Source organism: Pseudovibrio axinellae, from assembly GCF_900110875.1.
Classification (GTDB): Bacteria; Pseudomonadota; Alphaproteobacteria; order Rhizobiales; family Stappiaceae; genus Pseudovibrio; species Pseudovibrio axinellae.
In genome coordinates this window covers 177,276-198,919 of record NZ_FOFM01000004.1, presented here as the reverse complement: position 1 = coordinate 198,919, position 21,644 = coordinate 177,276, and the positions used below count along the sequence as shown (strand labels likewise).

General features: G+C 49.9%; 20 protein-coding genes. 7 read left to right on the top strand and 13 right to left on the bottom strand.

What is annotated here, in order from left to right; translation table 11 throughout:
* Window positions 1-2 precede the first annotated feature (2 nt).
* The 6 genes from BMZ51_RS11305 to BMZ51_RS11280 form a co-directional block, all read right to left on the bottom strand.
* Window positions 3-422, bottom strand: coding sequence for a DUF423 domain-containing protein (locus BMZ51_RS11305; protein WP_068000881.1), 420 nt, complete (start codon window positions 420-422; stop codon window positions 3-5).
* Between the two features lie 327 nt (window positions 423-749).
* A complete protein-coding gene (recJ, locus tag BMZ51_RS11300; protein WP_420848449.1) occupies window positions 750-2,573 on the bottom strand; it encodes a single-stranded-DNA-specific exonuclease RecJ in 1,824 nt (607 codons plus the stop codon).
* A 205-nt stretch (window positions 2,574-2,778) separates the two neighbouring features.
* The gene (gene glpX / locus BMZ51_RS11295; RefSeq protein ID WP_068000874.1) at window positions 2,779-3,774 is read right to left on the bottom strand and encodes a class II fructose-bisphosphatase; all 996 of its coding nucleotides are present in this window, start codon (window positions 3,772-3,774) and stop codon (window positions 2,779-2,781) included.
* Window positions 3,775-3,821: 47 nt separating this feature from the next.
* A complete protein-coding gene (locus BMZ51_RS11290; protein ID WP_068000872.1) occupies window positions 3,822-5,147 on the bottom strand; it encodes a homoserine dehydrogenase in 1,326 nt (441 codons plus the stop codon).
* A 30-nt stretch (window positions 5,148-5,177) separates the two neighbouring features.
* Entirely contained in the window at window positions 5,178-6,389 is a 1,212-nt protein-coding gene (locus BMZ51_RS11285; RefSeq protein ID WP_074882044.1) for an LL-diaminopimelate aminotransferase, read from the bottom strand.
* Window positions 6,390-6,706: 317 nt separating this feature from the next.
* The gene (locus tag BMZ51_RS11280; RefSeq protein ID WP_208979434.1) at window positions 6,707-7,012 is read right to left on the bottom strand and encodes a hypothetical protein; all 306 of its coding nucleotides are present in this window, start codon (window positions 7,010-7,012) and stop codon (window positions 6,707-6,709) included.
* A 526-nt stretch (window positions 7,013-7,538) separates the two neighbouring features.
* Between BMZ51_RS11280 and BMZ51_RS11275 the strand changes: the two genes are divergently transcribed.
* Window positions 7,539-9,347 (top strand): PHA/PHB synthase family protein, encoded by a 1,809-nt coding sequence (locus BMZ51_RS11275; RefSeq protein WP_068008278.1) that lies wholly within the window; start codon window positions 7,539-7,541, stop codon window positions 9,345-9,347.
* A gap of 61 nt (window positions 9,348-9,408) precedes the next feature.
* Window positions 9,409-10,002, top strand: coding sequence for a DUF6653 family protein (locus tag BMZ51_RS11270; protein ID WP_208979432.1), 594 nt, complete (start codon window positions 9,409-9,411; stop codon window positions 10,000-10,002).
* Window positions 10,003-10,330: 328 nt separating this feature from the next.
* Here the strand turns inward: BMZ51_RS11270 and rpsI are convergent, their stop codons facing one another.
* The 3 genes from rpsI to BMZ51_RS11255 form a co-directional block, all read right to left on the bottom strand.
* A complete protein-coding gene (gene rpsI, locus BMZ51_RS11265) occupies window positions 10,331-10,807 on the bottom strand; it encodes a 30S ribosomal protein S9 (protein ID WP_068008286.1) in 477 nt (158 codons plus the stop codon).
* A 2-nt stretch (window positions 10,808-10,809) separates the two neighbouring features.
* A complete protein-coding gene (gene rplM / locus BMZ51_RS11260; protein WP_068008289.1) occupies window positions 10,810-11,274 on the bottom strand; it encodes a 50S ribosomal protein L13 in 465 nt (154 codons plus the stop codon).
* A gap of 230 nt (window positions 11,275-11,504) precedes the next feature.
* Window positions 11,505-11,981, bottom strand: a complete 477-nt coding sequence (locus BMZ51_RS11255) for a hypothetical protein (protein ID WP_208979431.1) — start codon at window positions 11,979-11,981, stop codon at window positions 11,505-11,507.
* 298 nt (window positions 11,982-12,279) lie between these two features.
* On the opposite strand from BMZ51_RS11255, the gene BMZ51_RS11250 reads away from it, so the two are divergent.
* Window positions 12,280-13,506: a hypothetical protein gene (locus tag BMZ51_RS11250; RefSeq protein ID WP_068008294.1), complete on the top strand. Its 1,227-nt coding sequence runs from the start codon at window positions 12,280-12,282 to the stop codon at window positions 13,504-13,506.
* A 164-nt stretch (window positions 13,507-13,670) separates the two neighbouring features.
* Window positions 13,671-14,399 (top strand): leucine-rich repeat domain-containing protein, encoded by a 729-nt coding sequence (locus BMZ51_RS11245; RefSeq protein ID WP_208979430.1) that lies wholly within the window; start codon window positions 13,671-13,673, stop codon window positions 14,397-14,399.
* A gap of 99 nt (window positions 14,400-14,498) precedes the next feature.
* Here BMZ51_RS11245 and BMZ51_RS24085 read toward each other — a convergent pair whose 3' ends face one another.
* Together BMZ51_RS24085 and BMZ51_RS11235 are read right to left on the bottom strand one after the other, a co-directional pair.
* Window positions 14,499-14,699 carry a hypothetical protein gene (locus BMZ51_RS24085; RefSeq protein WP_161941232.1) on the bottom strand — a complete coding sequence of 67 codons (201 nt, stop codon included), beginning with the start codon at window positions 14,697-14,699 and terminating at the stop codon, window positions 14,499-14,501.
* Between the two features lie 44 nt (window positions 14,700-14,743).
* Window positions 14,744-15,202, bottom strand: coding sequence for a PaaI family thioesterase (locus tag BMZ51_RS11235; RefSeq protein WP_068008299.1), 459 nt, complete (start codon window positions 15,200-15,202; stop codon window positions 14,744-14,746).
* 187 nt (window positions 15,203-15,389) lie between these two features.
* On the opposite strand from BMZ51_RS11235, the gene BMZ51_RS11230 reads away from it, so the two are divergent.
* A complete protein-coding gene (locus BMZ51_RS11230) occupies window positions 15,390-16,220 on the top strand; it encodes an enoyl-CoA hydratase (RefSeq protein WP_068008302.1) in 831 nt (276 codons plus the stop codon).
* A 114-nt stretch (window positions 16,221-16,334) separates the two neighbouring features.
* Entirely contained in the window at window positions 16,335-16,772 is a 438-nt protein-coding gene (locus tag BMZ51_RS11225) for a CoA-binding protein (RefSeq protein ID WP_068008305.1), read from the top strand.
* Between the two features lie 53 nt (window positions 16,773-16,825).
* On the opposite strand, the gene BMZ51_RS11220 is transcribed toward BMZ51_RS11225, so the two are convergent.
* Window positions 16,826-18,565 (bottom strand): tetratricopeptide repeat-containing sulfotransferase family protein, encoded by a 1,740-nt coding sequence (locus BMZ51_RS11220; RefSeq protein WP_068008308.1) that lies wholly within the window; start codon window positions 18,563-18,565, stop codon window positions 16,826-16,828.
* Between the two features lie 386 nt (window positions 18,566-18,951).
* Here BMZ51_RS11220 and BMZ51_RS11215 point away from each other — a divergent pair, with 386 nt between their 5' ends.
* Window positions 18,952-20,235: an O-acetylhomoserine aminocarboxypropyltransferase gene (locus tag BMZ51_RS11215; RefSeq protein WP_068008311.1), complete on the top strand. Its 1,284-nt coding sequence runs from the start codon at window positions 18,952-18,954 to the stop codon at window positions 20,233-20,235.
* A 130-nt stretch (window positions 20,236-20,365) separates the two neighbouring features.
* Here the strand turns inward: BMZ51_RS11215 and BMZ51_RS11210 are convergent, their stop codons facing one another.
* A complete protein-coding gene (locus BMZ51_RS11210; protein WP_068008313.1) occupies window positions 20,366-21,454 on the bottom strand; it encodes a COX15/CtaA family protein in 1,089 nt (362 codons plus the stop codon).
* Window positions 21,455-21,644 lie beyond the last annotated feature (190 nt).

Genomic DNA, 21,644 nt, shown 5'->3' with positions numbered 1-21,644 from the left:
GGCTAGCCCCTCATCATTCGGCTCAGCCCGCACAAAAACACTGTAAGCCAACCAAGGATCATCAGCATCCCTCCCGTTGGCGCAGCAAAGTCAAACAGCTTTTCGCCAACGAACAGACGCTGAGCCAAGTCACCACAAAACAAACCAACTCCGGCAAACAGCAGCAGCATGGCAAAGGAGATGCCACGCGATGATGTAATGCCATGGGCAACACCAAGCCCAACAAACGCAGCCGCATGCATCATGGTGATTTGTGAGATCGTCATGAGATATTGGTTATCGATTGCATGCGAAGCAGCGGCAGAGGACAAAATAGCAACAACACCGCAAATTCCGCCAAGAGCCAAACCAAGCCCCAATCCTTGACCGAATTTGAAGCGCACCACGTCAGAGTGTGCCACATCACCTGCATTGTCCGGCATTGCCAGCTCCTTCTCCGTTTATTCCAAACACATACTGCGCGAACCTGGTGTGCGCTGCAACTCCATATAGGAAAGCCACTAGGATTTTTAAGGTTATAGCACCTATACCTTTTTATATTGGCGCTCCTCCCCTCAAATACTTTAGATAGAGCACTGGGGGGATCAACCATCATGCAAGACAGCCTCACCATTACAGATTTAAGGCACGTACCTCATTTCCTCAAACCAGCAGCTGAAGGCATCTGGGTTGGGATTGCATTGAAGCCAACGTGAACGGTGTCGATATTTTTCGCAAATGCTTCGGGTAAAACAGCAGCGCACTATGGCTTATGCGCCAAACTGCCCCTTGGCCGGATCGGCCACATCAATGATGCGTAAAGACGGTTTTGCCTGGCCCTGCCAGGTATCAACACTCAAACTACCAGCAATGTGCAATGGTTTTCCGCGCGCATTGAGTAAGGCCTTCCCAAATGGCTGGTCTTCTGCCTTAAAGGCAATCGCCTTGAGGTTCGTGCCATCATTCCCGCCAAGCGTCACGCTCACATGACCTTTACCGACCACCTTGGCAAACTTGATCGGAACTGAGGGCAGTGCAAACACAGGCTCCGCATGTGAAGCACCAAACGGGCCCGCTTTTTCCAACTTATCCAGAAGGCTCAGATTGGCACCAGCTGGCGTCAAAACCCCATCAACAGTCAGTTCATGATCAGCTGATGCTCGCTCAACATCCTCACCCAGTCGCTCATTGAGGAACGTTTCAAACTCAGCAATCTTTTCTTTGCGAACGCTCAGACCAGCTGCCATAGCGTGGCCACCGCCTTTTACAAGCAAGCCCAGATCAACAGCTTCCCGTACAGCAGAGCCCAGATCAACACCAATGATAGATCGCCCCGAACCAGTGCCCATACCCTCTTCATTAAACGCCATAGCAAATGTTGGGCGGCGGTAGCGCTCCTTCAGTCTTGAGGCAATCAACCCAACAACGCCAGGGTGCCACCCATCAGCACCAGTCAAAAGCACAGCTGGAGGGGCGCTGTTTCCTTCCATTTTCTGGAAGGCCTGCCCTTCACCTTCTTCCAGCATCAAAGCTTCCATAGCCTGACGCTCTTGGTTAAGGCGCTCCAAAGTGGCAGCAATCCGCTCCCCCTCTTCGCGCTCATCACAAGAGAGCAACTTCATGCCAAGAGCAGAATCCCCAATCCGCCCTCCTGCATTGATGCGTGGTCCGAGCATGTACCCCAAATGATAGGGAGTGGGCTTTCCACTCAGCCGAGAAATATCGGCAAGGCATGAAAGCCCTGTGTTCTCGCGCCGTGCCATGACTTTAAGCCCCTGCACAACATAGGCTCGGTTCAACCCCTTAAGCGGCACCACATCACAAACAGTACCAAGCGCAACAAGGTCAAGAAGATCCATAAGCCGGGGCTCAGCACGCTGCGCAAAGGCACCGCGGCGGCGCAGTTCCCGGTTGAGGCCAACAAGGAACAGGAAGGTGACGCCAACAGCGGCCAGATGACCCTGCCCCGACAAGTCGTCCTGCCGATTAGCATTTACCAGTGCATGCACCTCAGGGAATTTTTCATCCACCTGGTGGTGATCCAGCACAACAACTTCCAGCCCGATGCGCTTGGCCTCTTCAAACGCCTCAAACGAAGTTGAACCGCAATCCACCGTGATCAACAACCGCGCACCACCTGCATGCAATTGGTTGACTGCTGTTGGGTTTGGCCCGTAGCCATCAATGATCCGGTCTGGAATATAAACGTCTGGCACAGCGCCAAGCTGCATCAAATAGCGTTTGAGCAGGGCCGAGGATGTCGCCCCATCAACATCATAATCTCCAAAGATTGCAATCTTCACCCCTGCCTGCAACGCGTCAGCAACGCGCATACACGCTTTGTCCATATCCACCAGTTTGGAAGGATCCGGCATCAGGTCTTTGAGGGAAGGATTAAGAAAACCAGCGGCTTCTTCCAGCGGCACGTCGCGCCCGGCAAGCACACGCCCCACAACTTCAGGCAGTTCTGTTCTTTGAGTAATGGCCAGCGCCTGTGAAAGCCCCTGATCGTCGAGCCTCTCGCGCCAAATGCGCGCACTAAGAGATTTTTGAACGCCCAGTACAACCCGTCGTTCACCGTTGCTCGCATCCATTTTCATAACCATCGAAAGAAACTGCCCAGCTTTATAAAGCGTATTCCCAAAAAGGAGATCTAATTTTCAGGATAGAATACGCGCAAAAAACAAGAATTAAAGCCACATATCTCGCATCAAGATCTGCAGGTGCTTTAAATACAAAATTGGGCGGATGTTTTTCACATCCGCCCAATTTCAGATCTATCGTGCAAAGCACTGCAAATCAATCCAGGTGGAACTTTTCCAGCTGATTATGCTGGGCTTCAATAAAGCGCACAGTCCCTGTTGTAGAACGCATCACAACCGTGTGGGTGGTGATGTTGTTGCGCCCAAACTTTACACCCTTCAGGAAGTTACCGGTTGTTACGCCGGTTGCAGCGAACAAAACGTCTCCGCCTGCCATCTCTTCCATGGTGTATTTACGGTGAATGTCGTCAATACCCATACGGCCAGCACGCTCCACCTGCTCATCACGAGTGATAACCAGACGGCCCTGCATTTGGCCACCAATACAGCGCAGAGCAGCAGCAGCCAGCACGCCTTCTGGCGCACCACCAATACCAACGTAAAGGTCGATGCCAGTCTCATCAGGATCAGTTGTGTAAATGATGCCAGCAACATCACCATCACCAATGAGGTAGATGGAGGCGCCAGTGCTACGGATATCGTCGATCAGCTTAGCATGACGTGGACGGTCCAGTACACAAACTGTCACATCTTTAACTTCACAACCCTTTGCCGCGGCAACAGCTGCAAGATTTTCCTGAATTGGGCGATCCAGATCAATGGTGCCTTCTGGGTAGCCTGGGCCAACCGCGATCTTCTCCATATAGCTGTCTGGTGCGTTCAACAGGCCACCTTCCGGCGCCAACGCAATAACAGCAATGGAGTTAGGCATGTTCTTCGCGCAGATCGTGGTACCTTCCAGCGGATCAAGTGCGATATCAACCTTTGGCCCGTCTTTCGTGCCGACCTTTTCGCCAATGTAAAGCATCGGCGCTTCGTCACGTTCCCCTTCTCCGATCACAACTGTACCGTCGATCGGGAGTTGGTTCAGCTCGCGGCGCATTGCGTCCACTGCAGCCTGGTCAGCTGCCTTTTCATCACCCCGTCCGCGAAGACGCGCTGCAGATACAGCAGCACGTTCCGTTACACGTGCAAGTTCCAGTGTCAGAATACGGTCAAGAACGTCAGTTGCGTCCTGATGACTATCCGCCATTTAAGCCTCTCGGGTGTCAAGTTGTCACGTCGAAACGTAAGGAAGTATTATTTCAAGTTTTCAATTCGTAACATCTGCGGTTTCCCAGAGGTTACATTTTCTGCAGCGATTGCATCCAGAGCTTCGCGCACTGCCAGCTCAGTGGTCTCGTGCGTAATAAGGATGACACTTCGTGGTGCTGCAGGATCACTTACACCATCCTTATCATTTCGGGAACGCGGTCCGCGTTGTACAATAGACTCAAGTGAGATGTCTTTGTCCGCCATACAGCTCGCAATTGTAGCAAATGTTCCTGCAACATCCAAAACTGCCAGACGGATGTAGTAGCCACCTTCGTGAGCACGCATGCGCGCTGGAACATAACTTTCCAGCGAAGCTGCTGTTTGGCTGAAGACTGGCATGGACACATCGCGGGCTATATCAACGATATCGGAGATCACAGAGGATGCGGTTGCATCACCGCCTGCACCTGGCCCAACCAGAACCACCTCTCCAACAGCATCACCATCAACAGCAACAGCGTTGAGTACGCCATCAATGCGCGCAATTGCAGAGGATTTTGGAACCATCGTCGGATGAACGCGCTGTTCAATACCTGTATCGGTACGCACCGCAACACCCAACAGCTTGATCCGATAACCCAGCTCGTCGGCAGCACGAATATCAGCGATCGTAATAGATGTAATGCCTTCCACGTAAATCGCGTCCGCATTCACTTCACACCCAAAGGCCAAGCTGGTGAGCAGCGCCAGTTTGTGCGCCGTATCATACCCTTCAATATCAAAGGTTGGATCGCTCTCTGCATAGCCAAGGCGCTGTGCATCAGCAAGACACTCAGCAAAGGACAAGCCTTCCTGCTCCATGCGTGTGAGAATGTAGTTACAGGTGCCATTCATGATGCCGTAAACCCGCGACACATCATTGCCAGCAAGGCTTTCACGCATTGTTTTGATGATCGGGATACCGCCAGCAGCAGCAGCTTCATAGTTGAGGCTCACACCTTTTTCATCTGCAAGACGAGAGAGTTCAACCGCGTGCTTGGCCAGGAGTGCTTTGTTGGCTGTAACAACATGTTTCCCGCAGTTCAACGCAGCCCGCACGCTTGCTTCTGCAGGGCCGCTTTCGCCGCCAATCAGCTCTACAAATACGTCAATCCCGTCAAACTTTGCAAGTTCAACGGGATCTTCAAACCAAGCCAATCCATCTAGATTAACACCACGATCTTTAGAGCGGCTGCGAGCACTCACAGCCACTACTTTGATAGGTCGGCCACATCGATTGGAAAGAACATTCGCCTTCGCCTCTAGGATACGAACCAACGAAGTACCGACGGTTCCTAAACCAGCAATACCAACTTTCAAAATATCAGTCATAAATACCCAATATCTGCAGGAGAGCGGGCGCTAAGCGCCCGTTTTACTCAATTCCTTAGAATTGCTGTCCGTATCTTCAAAAAACTTACGAATGCCACGTGCGGCTTGTCGGATGCGCTGTTCATTTTCTACCAGGCCGATACGCACAAAGCCTTCGCCATGCTCACCAAAGCCAATGCCAGGCGCTACCGCAACATCGGCTTTTTCGATCAGCAGCTTTGAGAACTCCAAGGACCCAAGGTGTTTAAACTGATCCGGGATCGGAGCCCATGCAAACATGGAGGCTTCCGGTGCTGGAATATCCCACCCGGCACGACCGAAGGAATCAATCAGCACATCACGGCGCTTCTTGTAAATCTCACGCGTTCCGCGAATGCAGTCGTCTGGTCCGTTCAGCGCAGCAGCTGCTGCCACCTGTATAGGAGTAAACGCACCATAATCCAGATAGGACTTTACGCGTGCAAGAGCAGCGATCAATCGCTCATTACCAACCGCAAAGCCCATACGCCACCCCGGCATGGAGAAGGTTTTGGAAAGCGAAGTAAACTCAACAGCAATATCCATCGCCCCGTTAACCTGCAAGATGCTTGGTGGAGGCACGTCACCAAAGTAGATTTCCGAGTACGCTAAGTCTGAAAGCACGTAGATTTCATGCTTACGCGCGAAAGCGACCACATCGCGATAAAAATCAAGCTCTGCAACGCTGGCAGTCGGATTCGCCGGGAAGCACAAGATGATCGCAATCGGCTTGGGAATGGAGTGAACAACCGCCCGCTCCAGTGCCTCAAACAATTCAGGGCCTGGAGTTGCTGGAATGGACCGCAACGAACCACCTGCCATCAAGAAGCCAAAAGCATGAATTGGATAGGATGGGTTTGGTACTAAAACCACATCACCTGGCGCAGTAATTGCCTGCGCCATATTGGCAAACCCCTCTTTAGATCCCAGCGTCGCGACGACCTGAGTATCGGGGTTGAGCTTCACACCAAAGCGGCGCTCATAATAACCAGCCTGTGCCTTACGCAGTCCAGGAATCCCCTTTGAGGAGGAATAACGGTGCGTGCGCGGGTTCTGAACAGTCTCGACCAGTTTATCAACGATATGCTGCGGAGTAGGCAAATCAGGGTTACCCATACCCATATCGATAATATCGGCGCCTGCCGCTCGCGCTTTGGCTTTCAGACGATTGACCTGTTCAAAGACATATGGCGGGAGCCGGCGTGTCTTGTGAAAGTCGTCCATGACGCGAGCCTCACTTTCTTTAATTCAGCGTTTCAAGCTATAAATAGATTAGGGTTCAAACACGGCCACGAGTCAACGCAGCCAAGTTTCCACGGCCTTTTAGCAGGTGCGAACATTTTACGCATCATTCATCAGGTGGAAAACCGAGATTTTTTTAAAGTTTTCAAAGGAGACGTGAAACATCGGCTTCATCACGAAAGGCGCAGCATTCTGCCGCTCATAGCTCAGTATCATTTTGGAACTTGAGAATTTAGACAGCATCTTGCAGGAAATACACAACTAACAGCTTTCACTGGCATCATCTATTTTCAAAGAAATTATTGCGTCTGCTCACCAGCAATAGACTTCAATTGATCAGCACTGCTTTCAAAATTGGCACCGATGCCTGCTCTCTGCTTACTTTCAGAGGAAATTGCCAATAAATTAGCCTCAATTGCAGCACGCTGTTCAGGGGACAGCAAAGAGCTCTGACTCTCTGGAGGCAGCTCGGCAATACCAGTTTGCTTGGTGCCACTGCCCTTTTCAATTGCTTCATAGACAGTCAAAGATTCACCAAAGGCACATCCTCCAACAAAACCTGCCAGCACAACAGCGCTGCAAACTCGTTGAAACTTGAGCAACATTTGATACCTCGTATTTGATCCGTCGACCACACAATAGCGGCGCACATAACTTTATTCAAAATGCACTTAGCAGTTGCGAGATCCGTAGTCCATATATTTTACCCTATTAACAACACTTAGCTTTTTACGCTAAGTCACTTACAAATAAGTAAACGCCCAACTGATACAGACAAATCATAACAAACAATTATCAATAATAAAAATTACAACATATCAGAGTATTTCAAGTTATGCCCAAAAACTAATCACATCTGTTAAGCATAAAATCAACCCAATATTTCTCACGGTTCCCCACGATTACTATAATTGCTAAATACCCATCAAGAATTCACCTAAGGACTAAGGCGACGCACGTAAATTTTCACGTGCTTGTCAAATTTCTTAGGCTATACTTGTCACACCTATTATAGGTTACAACACACCGACAGCACCTACCCTTAGGTTTAGAGCGCTGACGGCGCACCTTGAATGTAGTTGACGCTAATAAGCCTCAACCAGATATGTGATGCGAGGACTGAGCAGGCAAATGACCGGTGAAGACACCAATCCAATGTTGCAGTACATCCTCAATAACCCAGAGGAATTTGCCAAGAACCTTTCTGAAATTGCCGAGAACGGCGGCAAGGCCTTAGCTGCCTATCTAGAGCCCCGCGAAAAGGGCGAAGCCGCAATGGCTGGCAGTGAAGAGATGAACGCTGTCGTTAAGACCCTTGCTGAGGTAGGCAATTACTGGATGAAAGACCCCTCCCGCGCAATTGAAGCCCAGACAAAACTCTGGTCTGGATACATGGGTATTTGGAGCTCCACTCTAAAGCGTATGGCTGGAGAGGAAAGCGAACCGATCATCGCCCCCTCCAGCTCCGACAAACGCTTTAAAGATAGCCAGTGGGAAGAGAACAACTTCTTCGACTTCATTAAACAGATGTACCTGCAAACCAGCACCTGGGCAGAAGACTTGGTTGAAGATGCGGAAGATCTGGACGACCATACGCGGCACAAGGCTGGCTTTTACGTCAAGCAAATCTCTAACGCGATGGCTCCCTCCAACTTCGTCCTGACCAATCCAGAACTCCTGCGCGAAACAATGTCCTCCAATGGCAGCAACCTTGCAAAGGGCATGAAGCTACTGGCAGAGGACATAAAAGCCGGTCATGGAGACTTACGCATTCGCCAAACCGACCCGGACAAATTCCAAGTTGGCGTCAATGTTGCTGTAACACCAGGCAAGATCGTTGAACAAAACGACGTTTGCCAACTGATCCAGTACAGCCCGACAACAGAAGATGTTTTAAAACGCCCACTGCTCATCGTACCGCCTTGGATTAACAAGTATTACATTCTTGACCTGAACCAGGAAAAGTCCTTCATCAAATGGGCTGTAGAACAAGGCCATACGGTCTTCGTTATCTCCTGGATTAACCCAGACGAAAAGCAAGCTGATAAAAGCTTTGAGCACTACATGCGTGAGGGAATTCTCAACTCGCTCGACCGCATACGCAAAACAACACAACAAACCACTGTCAATGCAATTGGTTACTGTGTCGGCGGCACACTGCTTGCAACCACGCTCGCCTACCTCGCAAAGATCGGCGAGCAAGACCGCATTGCGTCAGCAACGTTCCTCGCCACTCAGGTCGACTTCACTCATGCTGGAGACTTAAAAGTCTTCGTTGACGAAGAGCAGATTGAACTGCTTGAACACCGCATGGAACAGAAGGGATACCTAGACGGATCAAAGATCGCGACAGCCTTTAATATGCTGCGCTCTAACGATCTCATCTGGCCCTATGTCGTCAATAACTACCTGCGTGGAAAAGAGCCCTTCCCCTTTGACCTGCTCTACTGGAACGCTGATAGCACCCGGATGCCAGCAGCCAACCATTCCTATTACCTGCGCAACTGCTACCAGGATAACACGCTTGCACGCGGGGAAATGGAACTGGCCGGAGAAAAACTTGACCTCAATCAGGTAGAAATCCCGATCTATAACCTTGCGACAAAAGAAGACCACATTGCACCGGCAAAGTCCGTCTTCAAAGGGTGCTCTTGTTTTGGCGGACCAGTAGAATACGTTATGAGCGGATCAGGGCATATTGCAGGCGTCGTGAACCCACCTCACCTCAAGAAATACAAGTACTGGACTGGGAGCAAGCCGGAGGGCTCACTGGAAGAGTGGACGCAAGACGCATCCGAAACACCCGGCTCCTGGTGGCCACACTGGCAAAAGTGGATTACATCTCAGGACGATAATCGGGTAAAAGCACGAAAACCAGGCGCTCGCCGGACAAAAATCATAGAAGACGCACCAGGCAGTTATGTTAAGGTACGCGTATAAAGAGAATATGCAGCGGTCCACCTGAAGCCCTGCTGTTCTCACGGGGTAAATGGAGGTCAAGTTGGCAGGAGATCCTAAGCTTTCACAGATGCAGCCGCAAAAGATTGGCGGCTGGGATCCTCGGCACGTTCGAAACCTGAACACGCAAAGCGCTGCATTAACCCGCCTAAACAAACCCAAGAACCTTATAGTAAGGGCATTGGCATTGCCTGCCCTTCTCACTCCCTTATGGTTTCAGCCCCAGCTCGGCTGGTTCTGGGCAGCTGCACTTTCTCTTGCAGCCGTGGCGTGGGTTTGGCTCATCCCGCCTTTCACTAAAAAAAGCACCGGCGCACAAACCTGGCTGCAAAAGGCAATTTTGGGCGAACGAATGTGGCTCAATCGGATATTTGTTCCAATTCCAACGCCCTATCACCAAAAGGCCCTTGCACTTCTCGTCATCGGCCTTCTGGCCGTCGCTGCTGCAATATGGGCGGCCAGCACAAATAACTTACCCGTAATGCTCACCGGCGCCCTACTTGCCTATCTCGCAAAATTTGCATCGCTATTTGTGATGGTTAAGATTTTTGAGCACATGAAGAATGCGCACCCACTTTACAAAAGCTGGCGCAATATTCCGGTTAACGACAACAACCTAAAAGTAAAAACTGGCTAAGCACCGCACACCAACTCCGCGAAGCCTTACTCATGTGCGCTCATCATTGAGAATACAAGCCGCGCCTCTAGCTTTCTGACAAACAGCACTTGCAAGATCGGGCAAATCTTCTTAGCCCCTCATCTCGTAGCTATGGAGCTTCGCCGAGAGCTTTCTATTTCATCAAAAATGAGTGAGTTAAGACGGCCTTTCAAGAAACAGGCCCCGCGCATTGCGCCTTATGCGCACCCCGCACAACGACAGCAGCAACCCACTCCAGCGCACAAAACAAAAAAGAGCCACCCAAACGGGCAGCCCTTTTTCGTAAAACTGTTTCCAGTATCGCGTATTAGCGCTTGGAGAACTGGAAAGAACGACGAGCTTTACGCTTACCGTATTTCTTACGTTCAACAACACGGCTATCGCGTGTAAGGAAGCCTTCTTTCTTAAGAAGACCGCGCAGCACTGGCTCGTAGTAAGTCAAAGCCTTGGAGATGCCGTGACGAACAGCACCAGCCTGGCCGGAAAGACCACCACCAGCAACAGTAACGTTGATGTCGTACTGACCATCACGCTCTGTAAGCATGATTGGCTGACGCAGGATCAGCTGAAGTACTGGACGAGCAAAGTACTCAGAGTATTCTTTGCCGTTTACAACGATTTTACCGGTGCCTGGCTTGATCCATACACGTGCGATAGCGTCTTTACGCTTACCGGTTGCGTATGCACGGCCCTGTGCATCGAGCTTCTGAACATGTACAGGAGCTTCGTTCTCAGTAGGGGCGATTGCGCCGCCCAGTTCCTCAAGGGACTGTAGCTCAGACATAATTAACCCCTTCTCGCGTTTTTAGCATTCATGCCTTTAACGTCCACGACTTCTGGAGTCTGGCCATCATGTGGATGCTCTGCACTTGCGTATACACGCAGGTTGCGCAGCTGTGCACGGGAAAGAGGTCCACCTGGCATCATGCGCTGAACAGCTTTTTCCAGAACACGCTCTGGAAAACGGCCTTCGATCAGCTGGCGAGCTGTACGCTCTTTGATACCGCCAGGGTAACCAGTGTGCCAGTAGTACTTTTTACTCTGGTATTTTTTACCAGTCAGTACAACCTTGTCTGCATTAATAATGATTACGTTGTCGCCATCATCAATGTGTGGGGTGTAGGTCGGCTTGTGCTTGCCGCGCAGACGGTTAGCGATGAATGCAGCCAATCGGCCAACAACAACACCTTCTGCGTCGATCAAGATCCACTTTTTCTCGACCTCAGCCACCTTCGTGGAATGAGTCTTCATAAGATCTACCGTAGTTTGACGGTTAAAATTCTTGGGAGAAATTCGTTAGGGCCCGAATGAGCAGCACAACGTAATAGCTCCGTCTAGGAACGGGTAGATACGCGAGCTTCGCCACCACGTCAAGAGCAAAAAGATTCACGCATAAGCAAAAGATTCAATAAAATCAATATGATACAAAATAGGTATTATAATACCACACTTTTTCCGCATGAATCTTTTGGTTTTATTGCTCAAGACGCGCCGGCAGCACGCGCCGCCGTCAAAATAAGGTCATCCACCTGCAATTCAAAGAAGACCCAGTTAGCGCTGTAACAGCTAATGTAATAACCAAGACCGGCAAAGGCCACACGGTATTCGCGCAAATTAATCGGCGCATAATGGGTTGGATAGAAGAAACGCCACCGGCTCCGGGTCAAACGGGTCGTAAGGGTGGCGTTGGCAAGCAACAAATTAAAGAAAACCAGGCTGGTAAAGACAAATGGGTCCCCGATGAAAGCGGTGTCTTGATAAAACAAAGTCTCTCGAAACTCTGCAAAAACACGAGGTTCACTAGAAACATACAGGTCAAAAAAGGCCGGAACTGCCAAGATCAGAATAATGTTTAAGGCAAGAATAGCCACATAACCAAGAGTGGCTAGCAACGATGCAAACCGAAATGGCACCAAAAGAAAATCAAAAATGAAACCGAAAAACGCACGATAAAACACAAGCCCCTCCACACCCGCCGTCCTACCAGGGCTCCCATCCCTCAAAAAACGACCTCTGGCTTTAATCCCTGAATTTTAAGTGGATTTTCCTCTTTGGATCAACTGACATTTCAAATATCAGAAAATTTAAATCAAAGAATTCAATAAATTGGTGGTTTTAGGCACTTTAGCGCAGTGCTGTTTTATAGGGCACATGTTTCATACATTGGATAACACGGGATGAGGTCTCCCATATGTCGCCTTCTTCGAATCAATTATGATGCCCAGCTCCCCTTCTCCAATCGATTAGGACACCCCCATGCGCTCAAGCTTCATCTCGGTTATGTTGTCGCTATGCGCCTCATCAGCCTTTGCTGATACTTCCTCACTCCAGATCATCATTGAGGTGGCCCCCACTCGCGCCGAGAAGGGAACCGCAACGCTAGACTTTGCACATAAACAAGAAATCACATTACAAAGGCCGCGCAGCTTCCAAAGGAATGCGCACACAGACTTACCGCAACTCAAATGTGATGGCATCCAACCACAAATTGGATCGTATGGAACAACCATGTCTTGCAGCAAACTGCAATGGACCGTCACATTCCAGAGTACCCGCCAAACACCTCGTGCCATCGCAGACCAACAAAACCTGTATTCCCCGCAGGGCTGGTGGAGCCTGATAGAGTGGAGCGACATCCCTCGTGTGAGAGGTATTTCAAACATGAAAGTCTGCGGCAAACTTGTTGGCAACGAACAAGACATGACGTGCAGCCCACTGCCAGAGAAAAGTGATCCCCCTCTGATCCTCACATGGGGAAAGGCCGCAAAGGTTTTAACCACCAATGCAACAACTCTGACCCTCTTCAAGGACGACCCAACCGATGCGTTGAACGAAGATCACATTCCCGTACTTCAAAGACAAATTGAATACCTGCAAAAGGTACTTAACACTGAAAAAATTGCGCCAAACAAGATTGACCTTATCTGGGTCGCGATCAACAAAGAACTGGGTCAAACAGCCGGAGCGGCCGGCAAGCAAGCATTCCTTGCCAACTTTGCAGTGACCGATGGCATAGCTACAGATGATAGCATCGCAAAACTTCATTGGGTCTCCGCCCACGAACTGTTTCATTTACTCGCACCGGAGCCCTACCCGCTCTGGATATCTGAGAGCCTTGCTCAGTATTACGGCTACAAATCACTGGAGAGCGCTGGCTTAACAAGCGAAACGCCAATGGAGCAATGGCAAAATTTTAAAGAGCACTACCCGTATGCAGCAACCGGCCTGTATGAAGCCCACAACAAAGTAACGCGAGAGAATAACTCCAGCTACTATCCCCTTTTCTATATCAAGGGCGCCGCATTCTGGCAGGCAGTTGATCAAGAACTGCAAAAAGCAGGCACGTCGCTCGACAAGATTGTCCCCCAAATAGAGCCAGCAGGATTAAATCATGCGACATTATCGCCAGCCACAATCGATCTCCTGAAAACTACGCTTTCACAGAAAGTCGTTTCGACGTTACAACAGCAATACCTTCACTAAGCATATTTCGGGCCCCAATGATCACGCAGGATTTAATTAAATATCAACAGCTCACAAGCATCAGGCACCGGCAAGACGGAACCCCGTGCTCAGTCCAGTCCAACGGTTTACTGACGGATATCGCGCTCACAAAGTGCGAGTTGAACAGCTTCCCACAAGAGCTAATGCATCATCGCTCCTTAAGAAGCCTGTATCTGGGACAGAACCCGATCAACGAGTTACCGCAAAGTATTTCCGACCTACAGGCGCTGAAGGAGCTCTATATCTACGGATGCAAGCTGAAACAACTGCCAGCCAGCCTCTGTGACCTTGCAGACTTAGAGATCCTGGACCTCAGTCATCAGGCACTGGAGTTTCTACCGGCAAAGATAGGCGCGTTGAAGAAACTGCGTGTGCTCTACGCAAGCAACACGGTCATGACACAACTACCCAAAAGCATTGGCGACCTTGCTGCACTTGAGTATCTAGGCTGCACCGACAACTCCATCTCACACCTCCCGGAAAGCTTCGGAAATTTGCAAAACCTGAAAGAGCTGAGGCTCTACGGCAATGGTTTACACGCATTACCTATCAGTTTTTCTGGTCTTTCATCCTTGCGAGAGGCTTATTTACGTGACAACGCCCTCACAAAGCTTCCCGATAACATAAAGGATTTGCGCCAGCTCGAAGTGCTAGATCTGCGCAACAATAAGGTCTCTCATCTCCCAGAAGAAATTGGAGGTCTGAAGAACCTCTACCAGTTGGACCTCAGGGCAAACCCGCTTGAAAAACTGCCTTCCAGCATGAGTAACCTGAAAAACCTGCGCAAACTGGACCTACGCTGGACACGCCTAACCAAAGAACCTGAGTGGTTTGAGACTTTACGTGCACAGGGCACGCTGATCTATCTGTGAGCTTCCAAGCCCCCTGAAAACCAGCGGTAGCGACGCACGCCCTGCATCTTATCATAGGGAATGCATCGTTATCTCTTGTTCACCCTATCACTCTTGCTTCTATGGGTATGGAATGCCCAAGCGCAAGAAGCTAAGTTCCGCAAACGCCCACGCAGTCTGTTTAAACAACCAGACTGCTATTGCACCAACCGTGGCCTGCGTGTCGAGCTGGGTGACTTTTCCTGCCTGTATGTAGACGGCACCGCCTATCTGGCTCAGTGCCAAATGGCTCTCAACAATCCAATGTGGCGAAAAATCCAAGACGGCTGCCCAACAACACAGTTAGACAGCAAACAACAGGCAGACTACCCCTTAAAAGATGTCGGCGGAATAGAATAAGTCGCCGTCGCATGCGCAATCAGGTCATCGCTGCCCTCTCGCACAATCTCACAATCCATCACCACCAGACGCTTCCCACCTTTTAAAATACGGCAGGTCGCAATCATGTTTCCAGCTTCTGCTTTGCGCAGAAAATTAATATTGATGTTGGTAGTCACAGCGAGAGCGTGCAGCCCCATATTTCCAAGAAGCACAACATAGGCAGCATAATCAACCAATCCCATCAATGAGGGACCAGACACAGTCCCCCCTGGACGCAGCTGAAGCTCACCCGCCTCAAGCCTAACAATCGCTTCTCCCGGCAGAACTTCATCAATGAAATATACACGGCCCAATGCGTGCATCTGCGGAAATGCCTTATCCAGAAATTCAGTCAACTCCGCTGCGTTATATTTAACATCTGGCGCCGCCAAATCACTTGCCATGAAGTTCCTCCTCCTCAAGCAAGCGCACATACTGATAGAGGAAATCTGGTTTTACCAGCTGAACAAAAGTACTAAACCGTTGCGCTAGGCTCACCTTTTGTTCACTCTGTGATTTAACACTTAATTGAAACGAGATAGCCTGCTAAAGCCATCTCAACGACTAATTACTGCACAATGGAGAACCATCATGTCTGACGCAGGCACCGCCAACGACCAAAGTGAAGCAGAACGCCCAATGCTTGGGAGCCTTTTGCACAACGGTGTTCAGCGTATCGTCATGCAACGACCAGAACGCATGAACGCCCTGTCTTTGTCGATGATGAAAGAGTTGTGCGCAGCACTGGATGAAGCCGCAGCCAACCCTGAAGTGCGGGTCGTTCTTTTAGGAGCGGAAGGCAAAGTCTTCTGCGCAGGCCATGATCTGAAAGAACTCACGGCTGCACGGGCCCAAGAAGATGGCGGAAAAGCCTTCTACCAGCAAACGTTCAACCAATGTGCTGAACTCATGCAAAAAATCGTGAACCTGCCAAAGCCCGTTATCGCTGTTGTCACAGGGGTTGCGACTGCTGCGGGTTGCCAGCTCGTCGCCTCCTGCGACTTAGCTATTGCATTAGATACAGCAACCTTCTGCACACCAGGCGTAAACATCGGCTTGTTTTGCTCAACACCAATGGTAGCGCTGACCAGAAATATTGGCCGAAAACAAGCCATGGAAATGCTATTGACTGGTGAGAGCATCGACGCATCAACCGCTAAAGAATACGGGCTGATTAATCGTGTTGTACAGGCTGACTATCTGGAAGTCGTCGTGCAGAAATACGGCGAAGCCATTGCCTCCAAATCAGCCCTGACCGTCAAAACCGGCAAGGAAGCCTTCTACAAGCAAGCCGAAATGCCTCTGGCAGACGCATACGCTTATACCTCAAAGGTTATGACCGAAAATATGCTTGCGCATGACGCAGAAGAAGGGATCAACGCTTTCCTTCAAAAGCGTAAGCCAGACTGGACAGATACCTGATAAAACTTCGCGAAACAGTGCACACTGCCGGGCGCGTTTGATAAAGGACGGTGCCAAAACGCGTCCTGAGCCCGGCAAAAGCAATCGAGCACAGGTTAGAAAGCAAGTAACGGAATGAACCACGATCACTACTCGGATGCATATCTACGAAAAATTCTAGAGACCACCAGAACCATCGCCCTTGTGGGAGCAAGCAACAAACCAGAACGCGCAAGTTTCCGGGTCCTGAATTTTCTGCTCGCACAAGGCTACACCGTCTACCCGATAAATCCGGGCCAAGCCGGAACTGAAATCTCTGGCGCCAAGGTTTACGCCTCCCTTGCAGAGCTACCAGAGCCCGTCGATTTAGTTGACGTTTTCCGCAACTCCCAAGCTGCGGCAGGCATCATTGACGAAGCCATAGCCCTGCCAACACCTCCCAAGGCGATCTGGCTTCAGCTGGGGATCATAAATGACGAAGCAGCAGCCCGCGCAGAGGCAAAGGGGACAAAAGTAGTTATGGACCGCTGCCCCAAAATCGAAATACCGCGCTTAGGCCTCTTTACGCACTGATGCTACCCATAACAAACGAGGCGCTGTAAACAGCGCCTCTTGTAACCTTCCCCTCAGGATGGAGCGTTTTGCTCCTGAAGAAACAGCGGGGGGATATCATCCGGGCGATGGAACAAAGCATCAATAGCTGTCCCCTCATAATTCCTCCAGGTTTCCAGCGAGGAGCTGTAAATTTTCTTACGCACCTGACTTACAGACGCCGTTAAAACCGAACGCTCGTTTTTGTGGAAATCAAGCACCTGATCTTCCCATGGCAGCTCAAGATATTCGAGCAACTTTTGAGTTTCACCTTCCTGATCGCTGACAACATCCTCGTAGGCGACATTATGCACAAAGCCAGGAAAACGTTCTTCCCAAAATGCCACACTGCTCTCATAGCGATCTCGCCACCACCAGATATCCTCAACCGTATTACTGTAGGGAACGTTGCGACCAAAGTTCTGTTTAAACAATGCAAAATTAGAAGCATTCACATTCCGCTTAACATGAACAACCTTCGCATTGGGAAGAATTGCCCTGATCAAACCAATATGTATCCAGTTGCCTAGTGCTTTATCGGTAAAACGATCACTATAGGATTCAAGGCGGCGAACCAGAGATAAGTACTGAGCGCCAAGCGCACTGTGCTGACGTGCATCACTGTGAGCAAAGCCTTTATAGAACGGCTCTTTGTTTACCGGAATTGTAAGACGGTTAAGGTAACTGAGCTCTCCGGCACCAACAACTGCAGAATGGCTGGAAATTATCTGTTCAACGAGAGTTGAACCACAACGCGGCAACCCTACAATGAAGATAGGGGCCTTACTTTGCGCACCACCTTTGAGTTGACTGCAAAACTCCTCAGTAAATGCTCGTCTTGTTTGGCGGACATCAGTGTCCACCAAAATGCGTAGCGTTTTACAATCCCCCTTCTTCTCGACCGCCGACTCATGGTAAAACTCAGAGGACTTTACATACTCCTTCTCTTTTTCATGAATGGTGGCAAGCCCAGAAAGAGTGGCAGAGCGCTGTGCATTATCAGAGTTTTTTCTCTCTAAGAATTTTACAGCAGAGTTATAAAGATCGTCGCCAATTTTTACTTGATTACGCTGCGCAAGCTGGAAGAAAACTCCTGCCTCAAACTCTTCCTCTATCAGTTTATTAAGCATTGCATCGGATTCACTAAAAAGTCCGATCTCGCCCATCGCTGTCGCATATTCAATCTTCAAACCACGCGAGTTCGGCTCTAGCTCAAGCGCAATTCCATAAGCAGCCGCCGCTTCTTTTACTTTCAAACAAGTACGATAAGATTTACCCAAACCGATCCAAGCAGCTGCTAGTTTGGGAGCCAGCTTAACCAGCTGCAGGTAGGCTTGCTGTTCTTCCTCCAACCACAATACACTTTTGTAGGCGCCAGCCAGTTCAAACCAACTACGTCCATTCCTATTATCGATTTTGACCACTTTTTCTCGTGCATCAACTTCTTTTGCGAACGATCCGTATTTGTTGTAGATTATCGCTAGAGTACGCCATATTTCGGTGTTATTTGGCACCTGAATTGTCAGTTCTTCTAGGATTTTGATTGCTTGTTTGCCTTCCCCGACCCCGAAAAAGGAGAAGGCTTGGAAAAACTGAACCAACCTATCATCTTCTTTGACCGACAAATAAGCATTCGCTTTTTCCAGGGCACCTGCAAAGTTTTGTGTGTCAATCAGCTTCTTAATTTGTTTTCGCATTTTCTTATTAGAAACTGAAAGTTTACCACTGGAATAGCTGCGTTCGAGCGCACCTAAGGAAAAAGTTGTCTGACTCATAATGCCTCCGCGTGCCCTAATAGATTCATTAGCCTGCTAGCACACAAATCTTGTGTGAGATTGACCTCATCCCCATCATTCCAATTTACTCACTTCAACGCGATGCCGACTCCCACTGTTTCTTGAAAAAATCTCCTACATACAGCCCCCGGCGAAAAACACCGTTTCACACTTTACCTTCGCCATCCAACCCTTGAGCTTTCTGCAAGTTTGAGGCCGACCCATTCGCCCTTCTGCGCTTGATAACTTAAAGTTGTGCCCTCATAGTCCATTACGGGAAATTGTTTACACAACCGCAGAGAATAACGCCTGTTTTAAGAGGTTGCAGTTCCAAGCAACTTGCGCAGTACCGTTCCATTCTGCATGCGCATTAAAAGGACTGCTTCATGAGCGATTCCACACCAGGTTTTGATACCCTTGCCATTCACGCCGGAGCGCAACCAGACCCAACAACCGGCGCACGGGCAACGCCGATCTACCAAACCACATCCTTTGTGTTTGATGACGTAGACCACGCTGCCTCTTTGTTTGGCTTACAGGCGTTCGGCAACATTTACACCCGCATAACGAACCCCACCACGGCTGTTCTTGAAGAACGAGTGGCAGCACTGGAGGGCGGCACGGCGGCACTGGCGGTTGCATCTGGCCACGCAGCACAGTTACTGACCTTCCATGCCATCATGACACCGGGCTGCAACATCGTAGCCTCCAAGCGTATGTATGGCGGTACCATCAACCAGCTCAACCACTCCTTTAAAAGCTTTGGCTGGGAAGTGAAGTGGGCTGAAGACCTCGATGCCCAAAGCTTCGCCGATCAGATTGACGAAAACACCCGTGCCGTCTTCATTGAGAGCCTTGCAAACCCGGGCGGTATTGTCATGGATATGCAGGCAATCTCCGCCGTCGCAAAGGAAGCAGGCATCCCGCTCGTCGTCGACAACACCATGGCCACCCCTTACCTTTGCCAGCCTATAAAGTACGGAGCCGACATCGTCCTACATTCCCTGACAAAGTTCATGGGTGGGCACGGCAACTCCATGGGTGGCGCGATCGTGGACGCAGGCACGTTTGATTGGGCTGCATCTGGCAACTACCCAATGCTGACAGAGCCACGCCCTGAATATAACGGGATTTGCCTCTTTGAAACTTTTGGCAATATCGCCTTTGCAATTTGCTGCCGCGTTCTTGGTCTACGAGACCTGGGTCCAGCAATCTCTCCACACAACGCCTTCATGCTCATCACCGGCATCGAAACACTAGCCCTGCGGATGCAAAAACACTGTGACAATGCTCTACAGGTTGCTCAGTTCCTCCAAAAGCATCCGGCAGTAAGCTGGGTCTCCTATGCAGGTCTGTCCAACGATCCATTCTACATGGCTCACCAAAAATACTGCCCGAAAGGTGCAGGTGCAGTCTTCACGTTTGGTCTGAAAGGTGGCTATGAGGCCGGTGTGGAACTGGTCAAGGCGCTAGAGCTGTTCTCGCACCTTGCCAATATTGGCGACACACGCTCGCTGGTTATACACCCGGCATCCACCACCCACCGCCAGCTGACAGATGAGCACAAAATCGCAGCTGGCGCAGGGCCAGACGTCGTTCGGGTCTCCATTGGCATTGAAGATGCAGCAGATATTATCGCTGACCTGAAACAAGCACTCGAAAAGACGTAATTATCTTATAAATCAATACGTTATAGTCACTATGTGATTCAGCATACAAACCACACCACAAGCGACAAAAAAGGCGCCCGTCAGGCGCCTTTTTTCCTATTATTTCAAACACTTATTCCCGCATTCGGATTCACATCCTCAGCGCTTCACCCTTTTCGCGGCGCAGCAGGCAAACCTGCTCTATAGCAAGAGCCAGAACAATTAGTGCCACTGCCTGATGTGCTAGGGCGCGGTCCATCGCAACCATACTGAGCAGCGTGACAATACCCAGGCCAACCTGCAGGATAATTGCGACCATCAACCAGCTCGCATTGCGTTTAAGCGCGCCATCCCGGTTTTCGCGCATCAGGGAGATCCCTTGTGCGAAGACAGCAACAACCAGTGCATAGGCGACCATCCGGTGCTGGAACTGGACCATCATCACATTTTCAAAAAAGTTGGACCACCAAGGCGACATGACAAACAAACCACCTGGAATGATCTGCCCATCCATCAGCGGCCATGTATTGAATGTCAGCCCTGCATTAAGACCTGCAACCAATGCACCTAGGAAAACCTGAAACAGGACCAAAGCCACAATTCCGTAAGCGGCCCACAATCCATTGCCAAACACATTCCAACCGTCATGCTTCAACTCTGGACGACGCTTTAAAACACCTGCGAGATAGTAAAGATAAGCAAAAAGAATAGCAGCTACACTTAAATGGACGGCAAGGCGATATTGGCTAACATCAACGCGGTTGACGAGGCCCGAAGCAACCATCCACCAGCCGATTGCGCCTTGCAACCCACCAAGCACAAACGCGAGCAAAAGCCGGGGCTTAAGCCAGGTGCTGACCTGCCCGCGTGCCCAGAACCACACCAGCGGAATGAAGAAAACAAAACCAATCACACGGCCCAGCAACCGGTGCCCCCACTCCCACCAAAAGATACCTCTGAACTCTTCAAGCGTCATGCCTTCGTTAAGAAGTTTGTATTGGGGGATTTGTTTATATTTTTCGAATTCTTCCGCCCACTCAGCCATATTCAATGGCGGAATGGCACCATGAATTGGCTTCCACTCTGTGATGGAAAGGCCAGAATCCGTTAGTCGGGTCGCTCCGCCAACAACAACCATGGCTAAAATCAAAAAGCAGATAAACAGCAACCACACACGAATTTGCCTGCGATTGGAAAGGTCTTGAGGGGAAAGACCTGAACTGTGGAACGGAGTAATCATAGCACCTATTCGTAGAACTTGTTTGCCCCTGTATAGGCCAGATCGATGGCCAAATCAGGAAAAATACGCAGATCCACACAGCAGTCTAGACAAATTACCTAGAATTTTTGCCCCATACCTCCAAAGCAATAGCGTTGTTCTGTCAGGAACTTAGAATGATAAATCGCAGACGAGCCAAGCTTGAGTGAGG

What these genes read in the sequence shown, in the direction of transcription:
- BMZ51_RS11215 (WP_068008311.1), top strand. Translation starts at nt 18,952, where the DNA reads ATGAGCGATTCCACACCAGGTTTTGATACCCTTGCCATTCACGCCGGA.
- BMZ51_RS11250 (WP_068008294.1), top strand. Translation starts at nt 12,280, where the DNA reads ATGCGCTCAAGCTTCATCTCGGTTATGTTGTCGCTATGCGCCTCATCA.
- BMZ51_RS11275 (WP_068008278.1), top strand. Translation starts at nt 7,539, where the DNA reads ATGACCGGTGAAGACACCAATCCAATGTTGCAGTACATCCTCAATAAC.
- BMZ51_RS11235 (WP_068008299.1), bottom strand. Translation starts at nt 15,202, where the DNA reads ATGGCAAGTGATTTGGCGGCGCCAGATGTTAAATATAACGCAGCGGAG.
- BMZ51_RS11285 (WP_074882044.1), bottom strand. Translation starts at nt 6,389, where the DNA reads ATGGACGACTTTCACAAGACACGCCGGCTCCCGCCATATGTCTTTGAA.
- BMZ51_RS11225 (WP_068008305.1), top strand. Translation starts at nt 16,335, where the DNA reads ATGAACCACGATCACTACTCGGATGCATATCTACGAAAAATTCTAGAG.
- BMZ51_RS11230 (WP_068008302.1), top strand. Translation starts at nt 15,390, where the DNA reads ATGTCTGACGCAGGCACCGCCAACGACCAAAGTGAAGCAGAACGCCCA.
- BMZ51_RS11280 (WP_208979434.1), bottom strand. Translation starts at nt 7,012, where the DNA reads ATGTTGCTCAAGTTTCAACGAGTTTGCAGCGCTGTTGTGCTGGCAGGT.
- rpsI (WP_068008286.1), bottom strand. Translation starts at nt 10,807, where the DNA reads ATGTCTGAGCTACAGTCCCTTGAGGAACTGGGCGGCGCAATCGCCCCT.
- glpX (WP_068000874.1), bottom strand. Translation starts at nt 3,774, where the DNA reads ATGGCGGATAGTCATCAGGACGCAACTGACGTTCTTGACCGTATTCTG.
- recJ (WP_420848449.1), bottom strand. Translation starts at nt 2,573, where the DNA reads ATGGATGCGAGCAACGGTGAACGACGGGTTGTACTGGGCGTTCAAAAA.
- rplM (WP_068008289.1), bottom strand. Translation starts at nt 11,274, where the DNA reads ATGAAGACTCATTCCACGAAGGTGGCTGAGGTCGAGAAAAAGTGGATC.
- BMZ51_RS11305 (WP_068000881.1), bottom strand. Translation starts at nt 422, where the DNA reads ATGCCGGACAATGCAGGTGATGTGGCACACTCTGACGTGGTGCGCTTC.
- BMZ51_RS11290 (WP_068000872.1), bottom strand. Translation starts at nt 5,147, where the DNA reads ATGACTGATATTTTGAAAGTTGGTATTGCTGGTTTAGGAACCGTCGGT.
- BMZ51_RS11220 (WP_068008308.1), bottom strand. Translation starts at nt 18,565, where the DNA reads ATGAGTCAGACAACTTTTTCCTTAGGTGCGCTCGAACGCAGCTATTCC.
- BMZ51_RS11210 (WP_068008313.1), bottom strand. Translation starts at nt 21,454, where the DNA reads ATGATTACTCCGTTCCACAGTTCAGGTCTTTCCCCTCAAGACCTTTCC.
- BMZ51_RS11245 (WP_208979430.1), top strand. Translation starts at nt 13,671, where the DNA reads ATGCATCATCGCTCCTTAAGAAGCCTGTATCTGGGACAGAACCCGATC.